The 19,012-nt window shown below is 31.0% G+C and carries 19 protein-coding genes; 12 read left to right on the forward strand and 7 right to left on the reverse strand.

Translation table 11 applies throughout. The features are described 5' to 3' along the window. Positions 1–99: 99 nt before the first annotated feature. The gene (locus tag WG951_RS07945; protein ID WP_105050306.1) at positions 100–1,260 is read right to left on the reverse strand and encodes a formimidoylglutamase; all 1,161 of its coding nucleotides are present in this window, start codon (positions 1,258–1,260) and stop codon (positions 100–102) included. A gap of 37 nt (positions 1,261–1,297) precedes the next feature. Continuing rightward, positions 1,298–3,814, reverse strand: coding sequence for a type I DNA topoisomerase (gene topA / locus WG951_RS07950; protein WP_105050305.1), 2,517 nt, complete (start codon positions 3,812–3,814; stop codon positions 1,298–1,300). 201 nt (positions 3,815–4,015) lie between these two features. Between topA and miaB the strand changes: the two genes are divergently transcribed. The 8 genes from miaB (at position 4,016) to groL (ending at position 11,215) form a co-directional block, all read left to right on the forward strand. Further along, the gene (gene miaB / locus WG951_RS07955) at positions 4,016–5,470 is read left to right on the forward strand and encodes a tRNA (N6-isopentenyl adenosine(37)-C2)-methylthiotransferase MiaB (protein ID WP_105050304.1); all 1,455 of its coding nucleotides are present in this window, start codon (positions 4,016–4,018) and stop codon (positions 5,468–5,470) included. A 192-nt stretch (positions 5,471–5,662) separates the two neighbouring features. Beyond that, positions 5,663–6,886 carry a sigma 54-interacting transcriptional regulator gene (locus tag WG951_RS07960; protein WP_105050303.1) on the forward strand — a complete coding sequence of 408 codons (1,224 nt, stop codon included), beginning with the start codon at positions 5,663–5,665 and terminating at the stop codon, positions 6,884–6,886. A 120-nt stretch (positions 6,887–7,006) separates the two neighbouring features. Further along, complete coding sequence (gene lptE / locus WG951_RS07965; RefSeq protein ID WP_105050302.1) at positions 7,007–7,513, forward strand: LptE family protein; 507 nt, start codon at positions 7,007–7,009, stop codon at positions 7,511–7,513. Positions 7,514–7,555: 42 nt separating this feature from the next. Beyond that, the gene (locus tag WG951_RS07970; RefSeq protein WP_105050301.1) at positions 7,556–8,353 is read left to right on the forward strand and encodes a hypothetical protein; all 798 of its coding nucleotides are present in this window, start codon (positions 7,556–7,558) and stop codon (positions 8,351–8,353) included. After that, on the forward strand, positions 8,350–8,682 hold the full coding sequence (secG, locus tag WG951_RS07975; protein WP_105050300.1) for a preprotein translocase subunit SecG: 333 nt from the start codon (positions 8,350–8,352) through the stop codon (positions 8,680–8,682). The genes WG951_RS07970 and secG overlap by 4 nt, the downstream gene beginning before the upstream one ends. A gap of 176 nt (positions 8,683–8,858) precedes the next feature. Then, entirely contained in the window at positions 8,859–9,134 is a 276-nt protein-coding gene (locus WG951_RS07980; protein WP_105050299.1) for a co-chaperone GroES, read from the forward strand. Positions 9,135–9,168: 34 nt separating this feature from the next. Further along, positions 9,169–9,519, forward strand: coding sequence for a four helix bundle protein (locus WG951_RS07985; RefSeq protein WP_105050298.1), 351 nt, complete (start codon positions 9,169–9,171; stop codon positions 9,517–9,519). Positions 9,520–9,580: 61 nt separating this feature from the next. Then, entirely contained in the window at positions 9,581–11,215 is a 1,635-nt protein-coding gene (gene groL, locus WG951_RS07990) for a chaperonin GroEL (protein ID WP_105050297.1), read from the forward strand. Positions 11,216–11,318: 103 nt separating this feature from the next. On the opposite strand, the gene WG951_RS07995 is transcribed toward groL, so the two are convergent. The 5 genes from WG951_RS07995 to xrtF all read right to left on the reverse strand — a co-directional run bounded on the left by WG951_RS07995 (position 11,319) and on the right by xrtF (position 15,536). Continuing rightward, the gene (locus WG951_RS07995; RefSeq protein WP_105050296.1) at positions 11,319–11,726 is read right to left on the reverse strand and encodes a heavy-metal-associated domain-containing protein; all 408 of its coding nucleotides are present in this window, start codon (positions 11,724–11,726) and stop codon (positions 11,319–11,321) included. A gap of 96 nt (positions 11,727–11,822) precedes the next feature. Beyond that, on the reverse strand, positions 11,823–13,985 hold the full coding sequence (locus WG951_RS08000; RefSeq protein ID WP_245893550.1) for a TonB-dependent receptor: 2,163 nt from the start codon (positions 13,983–13,985) through the stop codon (positions 11,823–11,825). Positions 13,986–14,140: 155 nt separating this feature from the next. Continuing rightward, positions 14,141–14,539, reverse strand: a complete 399-nt coding sequence (locus WG951_RS08005; RefSeq protein ID WP_105050294.1) for an HYC_CC_PP family protein — start codon at positions 14,537–14,539, stop codon at positions 14,141–14,143. A gap of 32 nt (positions 14,540–14,571) precedes the next feature. Continuing rightward, complete coding sequence (locus tag WG951_RS08010) at positions 14,572–15,003, reverse strand: exosortase F system-associated membrane protein (RefSeq protein ID WP_105050293.1); 432 nt, start codon at positions 15,001–15,003, stop codon at positions 14,572–14,574. Continuing rightward, the gene (xrtF, locus tag WG951_RS08015) at positions 15,000–15,536 is read right to left on the reverse strand and encodes an exosortase family protein XrtF (RefSeq protein WP_105050292.1); all 537 of its coding nucleotides are present in this window, start codon (positions 15,534–15,536) and stop codon (positions 15,000–15,002) included. The genes WG951_RS08010 and xrtF overlap by 4 nt, the downstream gene beginning before the upstream one ends. Positions 15,537–15,586: 50 nt before the next feature. On the opposite strand from xrtF, the gene WG951_RS08020 reads away from it, so the two are divergent. The 4 genes from WG951_RS08020 (at position 15,587) to WG951_RS08035 (ending at position 19,010) form a co-directional block, all read left to right on the forward strand. Then, positions 15,587–16,039: a GAF domain-containing protein gene (locus WG951_RS08020; protein WP_105050291.1), complete on the forward strand. Its 453-nt coding sequence runs from the start codon at positions 15,587–15,589 to the stop codon at positions 16,037–16,039. A 76-nt stretch (positions 16,040–16,115) separates the two neighbouring features. Continuing rightward, complete coding sequence (locus WG951_RS08025; protein ID WP_262510188.1) at positions 16,116–16,244, forward strand: hypothetical protein; 129 nt, start codon at positions 16,116–16,118, stop codon at positions 16,242–16,244. Positions 16,245–16,377: 133 nt separating this feature from the next. Next, complete coding sequence (gene purH, locus WG951_RS08030; RefSeq protein ID WP_105050290.1) at positions 16,378–17,904, forward strand: bifunctional phosphoribosylaminoimidazolecarboxamide formyltransferase/IMP cyclohydrolase; 1,527 nt, start codon at positions 16,378–16,380, stop codon at positions 17,902–17,904. A 77-nt stretch (positions 17,905–17,981) separates the two neighbouring features. Continuing rightward, on the forward strand, positions 17,982–19,010 hold the full coding sequence (locus WG951_RS08035; RefSeq protein ID WP_105050289.1) for a rod shape-determining protein: 1,029 nt from the start codon (positions 17,982–17,984) through the stop codon (positions 19,008–19,010). Positions 19,011–19,012: the final 2 nt, after the last annotated feature.

The raw sequence follows: 19,012 nt of genomic DNA on the forward strand, positions 1-19,012 counted from the left end.
AATGTCTTTACTATAAAGTCCGTAAACCTATTATTTTTTTTGTTAAAAAACAATAAGCAAATTGCTTTTTAACGTTCTATTATTCTAATATCTTTTTTATTACACTAATTTCCGCATCGCTTTATACCATTTTTCAGGAATAATTTGCTTGGTTGCATCTATATAATCATTGTATGTACATGGTATTAACGCATGTCTTTTGTATTTATTATCTGATAAAATTTTTATCTCTATCCACCATCGTCCAGATTTATTACTTTTATAAAAAGTTAAAGGATCATCATCTTCTAATAACACGGTAAATTTCTGATAATTTTCCTTTCCTGAAAAAGGATAATCTTTTACTCTAAAATTCACTCCTTCAACAAAATACCAAATCATTTGCGCAATTAAATGTGCTGTTTGATGGTTGTTATCTAGCTTAGAATTGTACTCATAAATCCCGAATGAAGATACTTTATCACTTAAACCAGCATACCTAGAAATAGCACAAATTTCTTCTCCATAAAACCCATTTGGAGAAGCATTATTGTTTGCAGGTGCCTCACTTTGTCTTACAGAACCCAAATCTATAGAAACAATATCGGCATTTCTAAAAACAGGCTCAATATTTTCTAATTGTTTTGCATTTCCTAATCTGCAAGCATCAAAAAATAAGTTATCTAATAATTGAATTTCTTCTTGAGAGTTAAAATAAGTTTGATAACCTACATTACTGTAATTAAACAAGTTGTTGGGTTCTTGCATAATTATTTTACTCAAATAAGACTGCGAAGTTAACTCATCATCTAAATTACCTAAATCGAAACGACTATCTACAGCGGCAATATTTACAGTTTGCTCTAAAGAATCGTAGGCTCTATAATTTACGTAGGTAAGATCTTGACCGCCACCTATAATAACCGGAATAATATTTTTTTTAAGTAAGTCTGTTATAATTTTTGAAACCGCAAAATAAGTATCAGATACGGAGTTTCCTTTTAAAACATTTCCTAAATCGGCTATTTGAGTATTCCAATTCCCTGGAAATAATTCATATAATTTTCTTCGGATAAAGTGTAAATCTTCTCCACATCCAAAATTATTTTCAGAATTTCGATCCTCTTGCACTCCTAAAATTGCAATCTGAACGCTCTCCAAATCCGGAAAACCTTCTTCTTCTGTGTGAATTCTAATTTTTTTCCCCAGGCATGCAGGAGATTGCAACGCTAAATGCGCTACAACCGAATCTTTTACGGGGGTTAAAAAGTCTTGGTTCATCAATTTTTTTTAATACGAAAGGCAAGGTAATAAATCCTTACTTCTTTTTTGTTGTTTTTCTTACCGTAGTTTTCTTTTTTGCTGCAGGCTTCTTTTTAGCTACCTTTTTCTTTGGGGTTTTGGCTTCAATCATTTTTACAGCCTCTTCCTTAGAAAGTTTTTCTATTTCTGTAGTTTTGGGTAATTCTATTTTAATCTTTCCTTTAATTACATTAAAACGCCCCCAACGTGCTTTTTCTACACGAATGGCAACATCTTCCCAATTATGAATTACTTTATCTATTTCTTTTTGTTTTTTAACTTCAATTAATTCAATAATATCGTCATCAGTAAGGTTATCAAAATCGTATTTTTTACTTACGTTGATAAAAATAGAATTCCATTTTAAGAAAGGTCCAAATCGTCCAACTCCCTTTTGTACAGGTAAATCTTCATAGAAATAAATTGGCGCATCTGCTTTTTGCTTTGCAACAATTAGCTCTATTGCTCTTGCCAAATCAACTTCCATTGGGTTTTCTCCTTTATCCAAAGAAACAAACATAGTTCCGAAACGAATATAAGGTCCAAAACGTCCGTTAGAAACAATAACTTCTTCATCTTCATACGCACCTAACGTTTTAGGAAGCAGAAACAATTCTAATGCTTCTTCCATGGTGATGGTTCCTAAGTTTTGATCTTTATTTAGGCTTGCAAATACTTTTTCTTCATCTTCTGGCGCTCCTATTTGTGCAATCGGTCCAAATTTACCTAGACGAACTAAAACCGTTTTCCCTGTTTCCGGATGTTTTCCTAAAATACGCTCACCACTTTCTCTTTCTGCATTTTCTTTAACATCCTCTACATTATCATGAAACTTTGTATAGAAACCTTTAATCATTTCTATCCAATCTTCGTTTCCTTCAGAAATATCATCAAAAGAACTTTCTACTCTTGCAGTAAATCCGAAATCTAAAATATTAGAAAAGTTAGCAACTAAAAAGTCGTTTACAATGTTTCCAATATCCGTAGGAATTAATTTATTTTTATTTGAACCTGTTTTTTCTGATAAGGCTAAACTTTTTACAGTTCCTTCAGATAAAACCATCTGTTCATAATTTCTTTCCACTCCTTCATCTTCTCCTTTTTCTACATAACCTCTTCTTTGTACTGTAGAAATTGTTGGTGCATACGTAGACGGACGTCCAATACCTAGTTCTTCTAGTTGCTTAACCAAAGAAGCTTCAGTAAAACGGTAAGGCGGACTTGTAAAACGTTGTGTTGCATTTATAAAAGAGTAGGTTAATTCTTCGCCAACTTTTAAGTTAGGCAACATACCTGCTTGCTCCTCATCTTCATTATCGTTCCCTTCTAAATACACTTTTAAAAACCCATCAAATTTTATCATCTCTCCATTAGCTGTAAAGATTTTTGCGTTTTCTGAATTTGATATCTTAAAATTAGTTCGCTCTAATTGAGCATCACTCATTTGAGAAGCTAGTGTTCTTTTCCATATTAAATCATACAATCTCGTTTGATCGTACTCAGTAGCTATAGAGTGCATTTTCATGTTGGTAGGTCTAATTGCCTCATGCGCTTCTTGTGCCCCTTTGGCTTTCGTCTTAAAAACACGTTGTTTACTATATTCTTTTCCGTAATAATTGGTAATTTCTTCCTCAGCTGCATTTCTTGCATCAACAGATAAATTTAAACTATCTGTTCTCATGTAGGTAATTAAACCGGCTTCATATAAACGCTGTGCAACTTGCATTGTCTTTGCCACAGGAAAACCTAATTTCCTAGAAGCTTCTTGCTGTAAAGTAGACGTTGTAAATGGAGCTGCTGGAGATTTTTTTGCTGGTTTTTTTGTTAACTCTGCAATAGAAAAATCTGCATTGGCACACGATTTTAAGAAATTTTCGGCTCCTTTTTTAGACTCGAAATTCTTTGGTATGGTTGCTTTAAAAGTTTTTCCTTCTACATTAGAAAACTCTGCAACAACCTTATAATGTGTTTCTGCATTAAATTCTTGAATACTTCTTTCTTTTTCTACAATTAAACGAACTGCTACAGATTGTACTCTACCGGCAGATAAGCCTCCTTTAACCTTACGCCATAAAACTGGCGATAACTCATACCCAACAAGTCTGTCTAAAACTCTACGTGCTTGCTGTGCATTTACCATATTATAGTCTATATCTCTTGGATTTTCGACCGCTTTTAAAATGGCATTTTTTGTTATTTCATGAAAAACAATACGTTTTGTATTTTCTTCTTTTAAGTTTAATTGTTCTTTTAAGTGCCACGCAATTGCTTCTCCCTCTCGATCCTCATCACTCGCTAACCAAACAGTATCTGCTTTCTTTACTAACGCCTTTAACTTTTTTACTACTGGTTTTTTATCATCAGAAATAATATATTTTGGACTAAAATCTCCTTCTACATCAATACCCAATTCTTTGGATGGTAAGTCTGCAATATGACCATAACTCGATTCTACTTGAAAATCTTTTCCAAGGAATTTTTCGATGGTTTTTGCTTTTGCTGGTGACTCTACAATTACTAAATTCTTTGCCATTTATCTTTCTTTTGTCGCTAAAACGCTTTAAAAACGTACTTTTTTCAGTTGCAAAAGTAGTTAGTTTTTTGTAAAAAAAAATTATTTCATCAATTTTCAATAAATTATTATTAAAACAAGACCCATAATTTTTCTGCCAATTTGTCACAACAAATCAAATTTGGTTGTATCTTTGCACACCTTCAAATGATAAATTGATAGATGGAACACGTAGAAAAAATCATAGACGACAAAATACAAGGAAAAGCACTTGTAACAGAAAATAAAAAACATAACACTAAAAAATTATTCATAGAAAGCTATGGCTGTCAAATGAATATGAATGATAGTGAAATTGTTGCGGCCATTTTAGACAAAGAAGGCTACAATACAACTCAAATTCTTGAAGAAGCAGATTTAGTATTGGTAAATACTTGCTCTATTAGAGAAAAAGCAGAAACAACGGTACGTAAAAGATTACAGAAATACAACGCTGTGAAACAAGTAAACAAAAACATGAAAGTTGGTGTTTTAGGTTGTATGGCCGAACGTTTAAAAGAAAAATTTTTAGAAGAAGAAAAAATAGTAGACTTAGTTGTTGGTCCTGATGCTTACAAAGATTTACCAAATTTATTAGCAGAAGTTAATGAGGGTAGAGATGCGGTTAACGTTATTTTATCTAAAGAAGAAACTTACGGAGATATTTCTCCTGTAAGGTTAAATTCTAACGGAGTTACAGCATTTGTTTCTATAACAAGAGGTTGTGACAATATGTGTACTTTTTGTGTAGTTCCGTTTACTCGTGGTAGAGAAAGAAGTCGAGACCCTAAGAGTATTTTAGAAGAAATTCAGACTATGGTCGATAGAAATTTTAAAGAAATTACACTTTTAGGTCAAAATGTAGATAGTTTCTTATGGTTTGGAGGCGGCTTAAAAAAAGATTTTAATAAAGCTACAGAAATAGCACAAGCAACTGCCGTAAATTTTGCACAGTTGTTAGATATGTGTGCAACTCAATTTCCAAAAACACGTTTTCGTTTTGCTACTTCTAATCCTCAAGATATTAGTTTAGATGTTATACACACCATGGCAAAACACAAAAACATCTGTAAATACCTTCATTTACCAGTTCAGAGCGGAAGTAATAATATGTTAAAAGCTATGAACAGACAACACACACGTGAAGAATACATAGAACTAGTTGATAATATTTTTAGAATAGTTCCAGAAATGTCTTTATCACAAGATATGATTGTTGGTTTTTGTGGAGAAACAGAACAAGATCATCAAGATACTTTAGAGCTAATGAAATATGTAAAATACGACTTTGGTTTTATGTTTGCATATTCTGAAAGACCGGGAACTTTAGCTGCTAAAAAAATGAAAGATGATGTTCCTTTCGAAACAAAAAAACGAAGATTACAAGAAATAATCGACCTACAACAAGAACACGCATTATATAGAACCCAACAACATTTAGGTAAAGTAGAAGAATTTTTAATAGAAGGTACTTCTAAGAAAAACCCAAATGAATGGAAAGGTAGAAATACACAAAACACAGTTGCCGTTTTTGAAAAAGGTAATTACAAATTAGGAGACTTTGTAATGGTAAAAGTAGAAGATTGTACGTCTGCAACCCTAAAAGGAACCGTCATTGGGTATTCTGACAATAATTAGAAGCTATTTCCTGCTTGGAGTTCATCTTGAGCGTAGCCGAAAGGTTATATCTTTTTATGAAAAATAAAAAGGATGTCACTTCAATCAGGGCTAAGCATATTTATAAAAAACACAGCATTAAAAAATTGAATTGAATTTTTGGTATCAATTAACAAAAAAGCAACATTATAATCCTGTTTCAAAAAAGAGAAAATGGAAAACTTACAAGCATTAAAACAACGTTTTGGAATTATCGGTAACGATATTCACTTAAACCGAGCTTTAGAAAAAGCACTTAGAGTTGCGCCTACAGATATTTCTGTTTTAGTTACCGGAGAAAGTGGTGTTGGTAAAGAAAGTATTCCTAGAATAGTACATCAATTATCACACAGAAAACACGCAAAATACATTGCTGTAAACTGTGGTGCAATTCCAGAAGGAACTATTGATAGTGAATTATTCGGCCACGAAAAAGGTTCTTTTACAGGAGCAACACAAGACAGAAAAGGATACTTTGAAGTTGCAGATGGCGGTACTATTTTTTTAGATGAAGTTGGCGAATTACCTTTAACAACACAAGTACGTTTATTACGTGTTTTAGAAAACGGAGAATTTATAAAAGTTGGTTCTTCTAAAGTAATTAAAACAAACGTTAGAATAGTTGCTGCAACCAACGTAAACATGTTGTCTGCCATACAAAAAGAAAAATTTAGAGAAGACCTATATTATAGACTAAGTACAGTAGAAATTAATTTACCTGCTTTAAGAGAACGTAATGAAGATATTCACTTATTATTTAGAAAATTTGCAGCAGATTTTGCTCAAAAATATAGAATGCCATCTATTCGCTTAGATGAAAATGCTGTAAAAGTTTTATTAAACTATCGTTTTCCAGGAAATATCCGTCAGTTAAAAAATTTAGCAGAACAAATTTCTGTTATAGAAGAAAGTAGAACCATTACAGCAGCAAAATTACAACAATACCTCCCAAATAATAATGGAAATTTACCTGCAATTATTGGAAGCAAAAAAGAAAATGATTTTTCTACCGAACGCGATATTATGTATAAAATTTTATTTGATATGCGTAATGACATCAACGACTTAAAAAAGTTAACGTTAGATTTAATGAAGAGTGGTAATGTAGAAGAAGTGCAAGAAGAACATCATCAATTAATAGAAAAGATGTACGAAAACAAAGACATGCACGATCATAACGTAGAAGTTATGAACATTCCTCAAAACACTGCCACAGAAAAAGATTATGATTTTATTGAGACTATTGAAGAGGATGAGTCTTTATCTTTACAAGACAAAGAAATAGAAATGATAAAAAAATCTCTAGAAAAAAACAGCAATAAACGCAAGTTAGCCGCCAAAGAACTAGGGATTTCTGAAAGAACATTATATAGAAAAATTAAACAATACGACTTATAAAACGCACACAATTGTTTAAATTTAAAACGTTTAAGCGTAAAAAACACCCCTCGAGTGCAGTCGGGAGGTTATAATAAGTAACTATTTTAGGTCTCGACTGCGCTCGACCATACAAAATCGATGAAAAAAATATTTTACATAACGCTATTTACAATTAGCTCGTTACTATTAGTGGCTTGTGGCGCTTATTCTTTTACAGGAGGAAGCACAGGAGACGCAAAAACTTTGCAAATAGATTTTTTTCCTAACCAAGCACCTTTAGTAGAACCTAATTTAAGTCAGCGTTTTACTCAAGAAATGCTCGATTTATTTACCAGACAAACCAACTTAACTACAGTAACTTCTAATGGAGATTTATACTTTAGTGGAGAAATTACAGGATATAGAATTACACCAATGAGTGCAACGTCTGACCAAACAGCAGCGCAAAACAGACTTACCATTACGGTTAACGTTCGTTTTGTAAATAAGCTTGTAGAAAAAGACGACTTTGAAAAACAATTTTCTTTCTACTCAGATTTCGCTGCTGATGCACAACTTACTGATAGTGTTTTAGAAGCTGCTTTTGATGAAATTTTAGAAAGAATTACACAAGATATCTTTAACGCTTCTGTTGCCAAATGGTAAACAAAGCAAGGTTTAACCTTCAACATTGAAAAAAGACACAATTTGAAAACAGCCACTTTTATAAATCTAATAGAACACAAAACTAAAATTCAGGAAGTAGAAACTGCTGAATTAAAAGCTGTTGTTGAAAAATATCCGTATTTTCAAACAGCCAGAGCCCTGTATTTAAAAGGATTAAAAAACCAAGATAGCTTTAAATATAATAACGAATTAAAAATTACCGCTTCATACACCACAGACAGAACGGTTTTATTCAACTACATTACTTCTAACGACTTTAACAATCAAAAAGAAGATATTCATCAACAGATTGTTGAAAAAATATCAGAAGAAAAAATAAATAAAATAAGTTCCACAACAACAGAACCTGCTATAAAAAAGCCTATTGAAGCTTCAGAAAAAACAAATGAAATAAAAGTAGAAGAAATAAAATCTGAATTAGAAATCGGAAAACCAATTCCTTTTTCATCAACAGAAAATCACTCCTTTAGAGAATGGCTTCAGATTTCTACCAGAAAACCAATTGTAAGAGAAGTAAAAGAAACCATTAAAAAGGTTGAAAAACCTAACAAGAAAGAAGAATTAATCAATAATTTCATAGAAAACAACCCTAAAATAACCCCTTTAGCTAAAGATAAAATAGTAACAGTACCCGTTGCAAAAAACAGTCAAGATTCTTCTTTAATGACCCAAACTTTGGCAAAAGTTTATTTAGAACAAAAAAAGTATGAAAACGCAATGCAAGCTTATAGAATTTTAAGTTTGAAATATCCAGAAAAAAGTGGTTTCTTTGCAGACCAAATTAAAAGAATACAAATTTTACAAAAAAATAAATCATGAGTTACACAGCATTTTTAATTCTAATTTTGATTGTAGCCATTGCATTAATCTTAATAGTGATGGTTCAAAATCCTAAAGGTGGAGGGTTATCTTCTTCTTTTGGAGGTGGTGGAGCACAATCTTTAGGTGGTGTACAAAACACTAACAATTTTTTAGACAGAACAACTTGGACTTTAGCAATTGCTATGTTTGCATTAATTTTATTAGCAAATTTTGCAATTCCAAGAGATGGAGACAACAATTTTGAGTTAAAAAATACTTTAGATGGTATTGAAACTACAACTCCAGTAGAAAACACAACTCCTGCAACGAACGATAGTTTAAAATAATTATCCGTTAAAACAACTTTAAAAATGCCAACGAAAATGACACGTTGGCATTTTTTTATGCTTAAAATTCAGCAATAAAATCAATCAAAGAAAAATTGTCAGTTTTAACGTAATGGCACAATTTCTGACCATTTAACAAACGTAAAACATATTTTAATTAATCAAAATTTATAAAAATGGGATTAAACATTAAACCTTTAGCAGACAGAGTTCTTGTAGAACCTGCTCCAGCAGAAACAAAAACAGCGTCGGGATTAATTATACCAGATAACGCAAAGGAAAAACCACAACAAGGAACTGTTGTTGCCATTGGTAATGGTAAAGTAGATGAACCTTTAACCGTTAAAATTGGTGACACTGTTTTATATAGCAAGTATGGTGGAACTGATTTAAAGTTAGAAGGTAAAGATTATTTAATGATGCGTGAAAGCGACATTTTAGCAATTATTTAATTCGCTTTAAGCCTTATGCAATAAGCTTTAAGCTATGAAAGATTTTAAAAAATATGATATTTGGAAACTAAGTCATGTATTTACATTAAAAATATATGATGCCACAAAGTCTTATCCTAAAGATGAAATATATGGTCTTGTTTCCCAAATAAGAAGAGCCTCATCTTCAATACCAACCAACATTAGTGAAGGTTGTGGTAGAGATAGTGACGCTGAATTCAATCGTTTTTTAACAATAGCTTTAGGCTCTGCATCAGAAGTTGAATATCAATTAATTCTTTCAAAAGATTTAAATTATATTAATGAAACATCATTTATTAATTTAACTGAAGAAATTAATATAATAAAAAGGAAAATTTATTCCTTAAAACAAAAATTAAAATAATAAACTAGCTTTCGGTTTTTGCTAACAGCATATAGCCTAAAGCATAAAGCATATTTAAAAAATGGCAAAACATATAAAATTTGATATTGAAGCAAGAGACGGATTAAAACGTGGAGTTGATGCTTTAGCAAATGCAGTAAAAGTAACTTTAGGTCCAAAAGGAAGAAATGTAATTATTTCTAAATCTTTTGGCGCTCCAACCGTTACTAAAGATGGAGTTTCTGTAGCAAAAGAAATTGAGCTAGAGAATGAGTTAGAAAATATGGGTGCGCAAATGGTAAAAGAAGTAGCTTCTAAAACCAACGATTTAGCTGGTGATGGTACAACTACTGCTACTGTTCTTGCTCAAGCAATTGTAAAAGAAGGTTTAAAAAATGTTGCTGCAGGCGCAAATCCTATGGATTTAAAACGTGGAATAGACAAAGCTGTAGCTGCAATTATTGCTGATTTAGAAAAACAAACTAAAAAAGTTGGTAATTCTTCAGACAAAATAAAACAAGTTGCTGCTATTTCTGCAAATAACGATAACACTATTGGCGAGTTAATTGCTACTGCTTTTTCTAAAGTAGGTAAAGAAGGTGTTATTACTGTTGAAGAAGCAAAAGGAATGGAAACTTATGTTGATGTTGTAGAAGGTATGCAATTTGACAGAGGTTATTTATCTCCTTACTTTGTTACAGATGCAGATAAAATGATTGCTGATTTAGAAAATCCTTATATCTTATTATTTGATAAAAAGATTTCTAACTTACAAGAAATTCTTCCAATTCTAGAACCAGTTTCTCAATCTGGAAGACCATTATTAATTATTGCTGAAGATGTAGACGGACAAGCATTGGCTACTTTAGTGGTAAATAAATTACGTGGTGGTTTAAAAATTGCTGCTGTAAAAGCTCCTGGTTTTGGAGACAGAAGAAAAGCAATGTTAGAAGACATCGCAATCTTAACAGGTGGAACCGTAATTTCTGAAGAAAGAGGTTTCTCTTTAGAAAACGCAACTTTAGACTTATTAGGTACAGCAGAAACAATTACTGTTGATAAAGACAATACTACTATTGTAAATGGATCTGGTAATGCAGAAGCTATTAAAACAAGAGTAAACCAAATAAAAGCACAAATAGAAACTACAACTTCTGATTACGACAAAGAAAAACTACAAGAACGTTTAGCTAAATTAGCTGGTGGTGTTGCCGTTTTATATGTTGGCGCTGCTTCTGAAGTAGAAATGAAAGAGAAAAAAGACAGAGTTGATGATGCTTTACATGCTACAAGAGCTGCTGTTGAAGAAGGTATTGTTGCCGGTGGTGGTGTTGCTTTAGTGCGTGCTAAAAAAGTTTTAGAAAAAATTACAACTGATAACTTAGACGAAACTACAGGTGTACAAATTGTAAATAGAGCAATTGAAGCTCCTTTAAGAACAATTGTAGAAAATGCAGGTGGTGAAGGTTCTGTAGTAATTAATAAAGTTTTAGAAGGTAAAAAAGACTTTGGTTACGATGCTAAAAACGATGTTTATGTTGATATGCTAGAAGCAGGAATTATAGACCCTAAAAAAGTAACTCGTGTTGCATTAGAAAACGCTGCATCTGTTGCAGGTATGATTCTTACAACCGAATGTGCTTTAGTAGAAATTAAAGAAGATACTCCTGCTGCAGGTATGCCTCCAATGGGTGGTGGAATGCCAGGAATGATGTAGAAACAAAGAACTACAGATAAGTTTTTTACTATTTTGTAAAAAATGAGAATAAAAAAATCCGATAGAACTATTTCTATCGGATTTTTTATTTAAATAAATTAAATTACTGTTTCTTTTGTTTTTTCAAATCTCCATTATGGTCTAAGATAATTTCTTCATCTCTGTATTTACAACAAGGATGTACAGAATTATACGCTTCTGTGGTTGCCACAACTTTTTTATCATCAGCATCAAAAACATCATGACCAACTGCTAAAATATTTTGTTGCACAGTTGCTACATCTGTTTTACGCTCATCTAAAATTAAATTTAACTGATGTGTTTCTACACTCCAAATTGCAAATTTTACGCCTTTAGTTTTTAAAGCAGCAGTTTCTATTCTTTTTTTACACATACCACAAATACCATCTACCTCAAAGGTAATTTTTGCACTTTTTTTCTTTTTTACTTCTTGTGATTGAACCGAAAACCCGATCAAAAACAAACTGAATACTAAAATTATTTTTTTCATTTTTATTGATTTTATTTATAAGAACTACAACTCAACATTCTGTGTGTTTTATTACGTTAATGAAGTTGCTTTGTTCCTCTTAATTATATTTAATTATTACTTAATTTTAAATCGTAAACCAGCATACATTGCCCTTCCAAAAATTGGCGAGTACACAATGGTACTATCAAAATACGAACCAAAAGGATCATCACTTGCTAAAATAGGATTTTCTTGTTGAACGTTGGTCAAATTCTCTACACCTGCATACATTTCAAATTTGTTTGAAAACACCTTGGTTATCTGAGCGTTTAACAATTGGTAAGAATCTGAATGTGACGGCAATTGATATTGTGCAGGATTTGAAGCTGTATTTGGTAAACGTTGTTTACCTATATTATTAAAGGTAACGTCAAATTTCCATTGAGCCCCAGTTTCTTTCGCCGGAGTTTCATAAGAAAGATTGGCAAAAAACCTGTTTTTAGGATGCATTGGTTTTTGCAAATTACCAGCTATATATTCTGTAGAAATATCGAAATATTTATACGCGGTTCTAAAATTAAAATACGGCGCAATGTTGTAATTTACTTCTACTTGAAAACTATTGGCAATACTATTTCCTTTTAAATTATAAAATGATATTTCTTGCGGATTCTCCCAGTCTACTACTACTTGGTTTGTAAAATCTGTTTGATAAAAATCAAAAGTAATATCTCCTTTTTTATCAAAAATATTAAATTTCTGCATGTAAGAAACACCATAATTCCAGGCAACTTCCGGATTTAACCCATAGACATTACCACCAACATCATCAACCTTTATTTGTCTAGAACTTGCAAAAAATTGTTGATTTTCCGCAAAAATATTTGCGCTTCTTTTCCCTCGTCCAGCTGAAGCCCTAAAAACACTATTTTCCCAAGGTACATATCTTGCATGAATTCTTGGCGTTACAAAAGTTGCTAATAAATTATGAGTATCTATACGCAAACCTGCCGTTAAACTAAAATCGTTTAGATTATCAAAGGCATATTCAAAAAAGGCACCTGCAGATGTTTCTTTTCTATCATAATTAGTAATACTTACCAATTCTTCGTAATTATCATGCGTAAAACTAATACCTGTTTTAAACTTATTTCTGGTATCTCCTATGATTGAGTTAAAAATAATGTTAGAAAAGATACTTTCATGTTCTATCTCGTAAGTTCTTAGTCCAAAATAAGAATCTTGTTGATGATTGCTATAGGCAAACTGAAGACTCACACTTTGAAAAGGCAACTCAGGAAAAACATAGCCTAATTTTGCTGAAGTTTCAAAACGTTTTGTGTCTATTTCACTTCCCCATGCATTTACTGTCCCTTTATCTAATGTAGGATTAAAATTAAGCTCGCCTGTTTGTTTTTCATCATTTAAAAAACGAACATTTATAAAACTCACCCAACCTTTTTCTACATCAATATATTGCCATCTATTCATAACATTAATCTGATTAGCCAAAGGACTGTCTAGAAAATTATCGTTGTTTTTATCAAACTTTTCTCCTCTATAGTTTCCATGAATATAAACACCTGTAGCCCATTTATCGGATATTTTTTGATTAAAATGTGTGTTTAGTTCTAACCTACCATTTAAAGAAGAATAGGCATTTAAAAAGAATTTATTATCAGAAAAAGGCTTTACCAATTCTGCATTTATTTGTCCGGATATACTCTCATAACCATTTACTACAGAACCCGCTCCTTTTGTAATTTGAATACTTTCTACCCATGTACCAGGTGTAAATGTCATTCCAAAAACCTGACTCGCACCTTTTACCGAAGGAATATTTTCTTGTGTAATTGACAAATACGGACTTGTTAAACCTAACATTTGTATTTGCTTTGTACCCGTTAAAGCATCAGAAAAACTAACATCTATAGATGGATTGGTTTCAAAACTTTCTGCCAAATTACAGCAAGCAGCTTTTAATAATTCGCCTGAATTAACAGTAAACATATTAGTCGTTGACAAGAACGATTTATAAGTTGCCTTCTTTTTAGCTTTAACAATTACCTCTTTTAACTCACTTTGTTCCGTTAAAAAATGATGAATAGCTTTTAGGTTTGTTATTGAAATTGTATCGGTTTTATAACCTAAATAATTTACAACTAATTTCTTATATTCTTCTTTATAAGGAATAGAAAACCATCCTTTTTTATTTGTAATAGCACTAACATTTGTATGCAACCAATGCACACTTGCTCCTTCTACCCCTAAATTATCTTTTGGGGTATTTTTATCCATAATCATCCCTTTAAAAGTTGTTTGAGAGAAAATTATGAATGGAAAAAGTAGAAAGAAACTACTTAATATCTTTTTTATCATTATTTAAATTTTATTAATCACACTTCTAAGTTTCCTTTAAAAAAAGGAATCTATCTGAAATAATAATTTAAAAATCAAATTAAAAAAGATTGATACAAAACCTGATAATCGCTGTGAACATTTGGCGGACAAAGGTCTTTATAGTGGGTTTTCTGAGATTCTTTTTCTACAAATAGATTGCTGTAAGCTACGTCTAAAGCAACTAAAAACTGTTGTTTAGAAAAATCAAAATCATCTATTTGAGTTTGTCTTAACTGGTCTTGACCTTTAATATGATGAACTTCATCTTTGCAACAATTTTTCTTTACATTAATTGCTTCCATTTCATCTCCACAACTATCTACATTCCCTACAAAAGAAACATCCATTAAAGAATCTCCACAATAATGTTTTTCTACCGTAAAAGAAAAGGTAGAAAACAACACTAAAAGTGCTAATAAAAAAGACGCTATTTTAGAAAAAAACTGTTTCATTGCTTTTGCAAATTTACAACAAGATAATTTAATTATCTATTACTTAATTTTTGATAATAAAATGCAGGTAATAATATTAACAAAAATATTGGATGAATGATAAATCTACGAATATAAAAAGGGAGTAAATAACCGCTTTGAAAATTATCACGAATTAAAAATACAAAAACCACAATAAGAATCATAAAGGCAATCATCAGGAAAAAACTAGAAAATTTAAGATAATCTTTTCTTTCAAAAAGCACCCAAATTAAACTTAATGATATTATCGAATTTAACAAATATCTATAAAACATATTTACAGTTAAACGCCAGATATCTACATTATAAACACTTTTATATAAATAATCATTTTTAAAATACACTACTAAAGGATCATAAAATAATTCTGAACTAACTGATCTTACCACAAATAGTAATAGAAAAAGAATTAAAACGAGTGCTATTTTAATGTATTTATTCATTTTTTGAAATTAGAAAATTTATTAACCCACACTACCCAAAGTAGAAAAATAGTACCATAAATAATTGCAGGAAAAACTAAATCATGTAAAAGCCCTACTTTATGTGGATATTTATAAATCATAACTGTTAAAAAAGCTATTCTTAACACATTAACTATATAAATAAAAACACTACCAAAAACGGCAAATAGAAAAGTAGCTTTAAAAGCCCCAGAAAAGGCTATAATAAATGAAATAAATAGAATAATTAAACTAATAGAATTACACCCCTCGATAACCCTTGCTGTATATTGCCCTTCTATAATTAATTTAACAGATACTTCTTTATCATGCTGAATAGCCGCTACCTGATAACCAAAAAAGGAAAGCACTTTAACAGTTTGATCTGCTACCGCTTTTGTTATTGATGAAGTTTTAAAAACATCACCTTTTTGCTGAGACTTTTGTAAGTAACTATTATAAAAAGTTACTAATAAAAAATAAGTAACAAAAAACTTAATCAGAAAAATGATGATACTTTTATTTTTTTTCACAATAATTTTTAATTTAATTTAGCCATTTATATCTAGAACGAATATACAAAATGAATATAGAAATTTTACAAGAACAAATAGACAAAATTATTTTATCTAATAAAACAAAAGATGAAAAGCTACAAGCTATCTGTGATTATTTAGAAAAAGAAATCTCTTACTATGATTGGGTTGGTTTCTATTTTAAAAACGGAGATAAAAACGAATTAAAACTAGCGCAGTACACCGGAGAAGAAACTGAACACACCATTATTCCTTTTGGCAAAGGTATTTGTGGTCAGGTTGCTGTAAGTAATGAAAACTTTGTAGTACAAGACGTTTCTGCACAAGACAATTATATTTCTTGCGGATGGAAAGTGAAATCTGAAATTGTAATACCTATTTTTGTGAACGGAGAAAATATTGGTCAAATAGACATAGATTCTCATACTGCAAATACATTTTCCGCAAAAGACGAAGCTTTTTTAGAGTACATTTGCAAAGAATTACCAAAGATTCTTTGATTTTATTGATTTTTATTTAAATTATTCTTAGATTTGATGAATATAATATAATTTCTAATTATCAAGTCTTAAAACAATGAGAAAACACGAATCTTCTGCCACATTTCTTTCAAAAAACTCAGAATCTAATCCTGATATTAAAAACGACTCTATTTTAGATCATTTTATTGTTTGGTTTCGAGATTTTTTAGACAATGCTGAGTAGCATTTTTCTGTTTTCTCATCATAAAAATATCATTAATCGTTTGTTGTTAATTACTTGCTTGTTTTGTTACTATCTTTTATTGTCTTAGAAGATTGGTTTTCCTAAATTTGCACGCTTAACAACACAACACTAAATGAGCACTTCAAAAACAATTAAATCCGCATTAATTTCGGTATTTCACAAAGACGGTCTAGAACCAGTTGTAAAAAAATTAAATGAATTGAATGTAACCATCTATTCTACAGGTGGAACAGAGAAATTTATTAAAGATTTAGGAATCAACGTAATTCCGGTAGACGAGGTTACCTCTTACCCATCTATACTTGGTGGTAGAGTTAAAACATTGCATCCAAAAGTTTTTGGAGGAATTCTAAACAGACAAGACAACGAAAGCGATGTTGCAGAGTTAGCAGAATATAATATTCCACAAATAGATTTAGTAATTGTAGATTTATATCCATTTGAAAAAACAGTTGCTTCTGGAGCATCTGAACAAGATATTGTTGAAAAAATTGATATTGGAGGAATCTCTTTAATAAGAGCTGCTGCAAAGAATTTTAAAGATACTTTTATTGTTTCTTCTATGGATCAATATGATGGCTTTTTAAACATTATTTCAGAAAACAACGGAGAAACAACAATTTCTCAAAGAAAGAAATTTGCTGCAAAAGCATTTAATATTTCTTCTCATTATGACACTGCTATCTTTAACTATTTTAACGAAGATGAAATCGTTTATAAAGCAAGTGAACAAAACTCTAATGTTTTACGTTACGGAGAAAACCCTCATCAAAAAGGATATTTCTTTGGAGATTTAGATGCTATGTTTGATAAACTACATGGTAAAGAATTAAGCTACAACAATCTATTAGATGTTGATGCTGCCGTAAATTTAATTGGAGAATTTAAAGGAGAAGCACCAACTTTTGCAATTTTAAAACACAATAATGCTTGTGGTTTTGCACAAAGAGAAACCTTAAAACAAGCTTACGTAGATGCTTTAGCAGGAGACCCTGTTTCTGCTTTTGGTGGTGTTTTAATTGCAAATACAGAAATAGATAAAGAAACAGCAGAAGAAATTCATTCTTTATTTTGCGAAGTTGTAATTGCACCTTCTTTTTCTGAAGAGGCTTTAACTATTTTAAAAGGAAAGAAAAATAGAATTATTTTAATTCAGAAAGACACTGCATTACCTACTACAACTGTAAGAACTTGTTTAAATGGTTCTTTAGTTCAGGATAAAGATAGTATTACAGACAAATTAGCAGATTTAAAGTACGTTACTAACAATAAACCAACTCAAAATGAGTTAGATGATTTGTTATTTGCTTCTAAATTGTGTAAAAACACAAAATCGAACACTATAATACTTGTAAAAAACAAGCAATTATTAGCAGGAGGAACAGGACAAACAAGTAGAGTTGATGCTTTAAACCAAGCTATTGAAAAAGCAAATTCTTTTAAATTAGATTTAAACGGATCTGTAATGGCAAGTGATGCTTTTTTCCCTTTTCCTGATTGTGTAGAAATTGCAGATAAAGCAGGTATAAAAAGTGTTATTCAACCTGGTGGATCTATCAAAGACCAATTAAGTATCGATTATTGTAATGAGCATAATTTATCTATGGTTATGACAGGAACAAGACATTTTAAACATTAATGATTAATATGTAATTTACACTCAGAATTTTAGTAAGTTTGTAAGGTTACATCAAAAATAAAACACAAAGATATTTTATGGGTTTTTTCGATTTTATGACTGAAGATATTGCGATTGATTTAGGAACCGCAAATACTTTAATAATTCACAATGGAAAGGTGGTTATTGATAGCCCTTCTATTGTTGCAAGAAATAGGATTACTGGAGAAATTATTGCAATTGGAAAGGAAGCCAATTTAATGCAAGGAAAAACCCATGAAAATATTAAAACAATCCGTCCTTTAAAAGACGGAGTTATTGCAGATTTTGAAGCTTCTGAGCAAATGATTAAAGAATTTGTAAAACAAATTCCATCTATCAAAAAGAAGTTATTTCCACCAGCATTAAGAATGGTTATTTGTATTCCATCAGGAATTACAGAGGTAGAAAAACGAGCTGTTCGTGATTCTGCTAAACACATGAATGCCAAAGAAATCTATTTAATTTACGAACCAATGGCTGCTGCTATTGGTGTAGGTATAGATATTATGGAGCCTAAAGGAAACATGATTATCGATATAGGTGGTGGTACAACAGAAATTGCTGTGATTGCTTTAGGTGGTATTGTTTGCGATCAATCTGTAAAAGTTGCAGGAGACTTGTTTACAAATGATATTATGTATTACATGCGTACGCAACACAATTTACATGTTGGAGAAACAACTGCAGAAAAAATAAAAATTACCATTGGTGCCGCTACAGAAGATTTAGAAACTCCACCAGATGAAATGTTGGTTCAAGGTAGAGATTTATTAAGCGGAAAACCAAAACAAGTACAAGTTTCTTATAGAGAAATTGCCAAAGCATTAGACAAATCTATTTTAAGAATTGAAGATGCTGTTATGGAAACTTTATCTAAAACGCCACCAGAATTAGCGGCAGATATTTACAACACTGGTATCTATTTAGCAGGAGGAGGTTCTATGCTAAGAGGTTTAGATAAACGTTTGTCTAGAAAAACAGATTTACCTGTATATGTAGCTGAAGACCCGTTAAGAGCTGTAGTTCGTGGAACAGGTATTGCTTTAAAAGAATTAAAAAAATACAAAAACGTATTAATGAAATAGTG

Origin of the sequence: Polaribacter butkevichii, from assembly GCF_038024105.1 — a bacterium.
GTDB classification, from domain to species: domain Bacteria; phylum Bacteroidota; class Bacteroidia; order Flavobacteriales; family Flavobacteriaceae; genus Polaribacter; species Polaribacter butkevichii.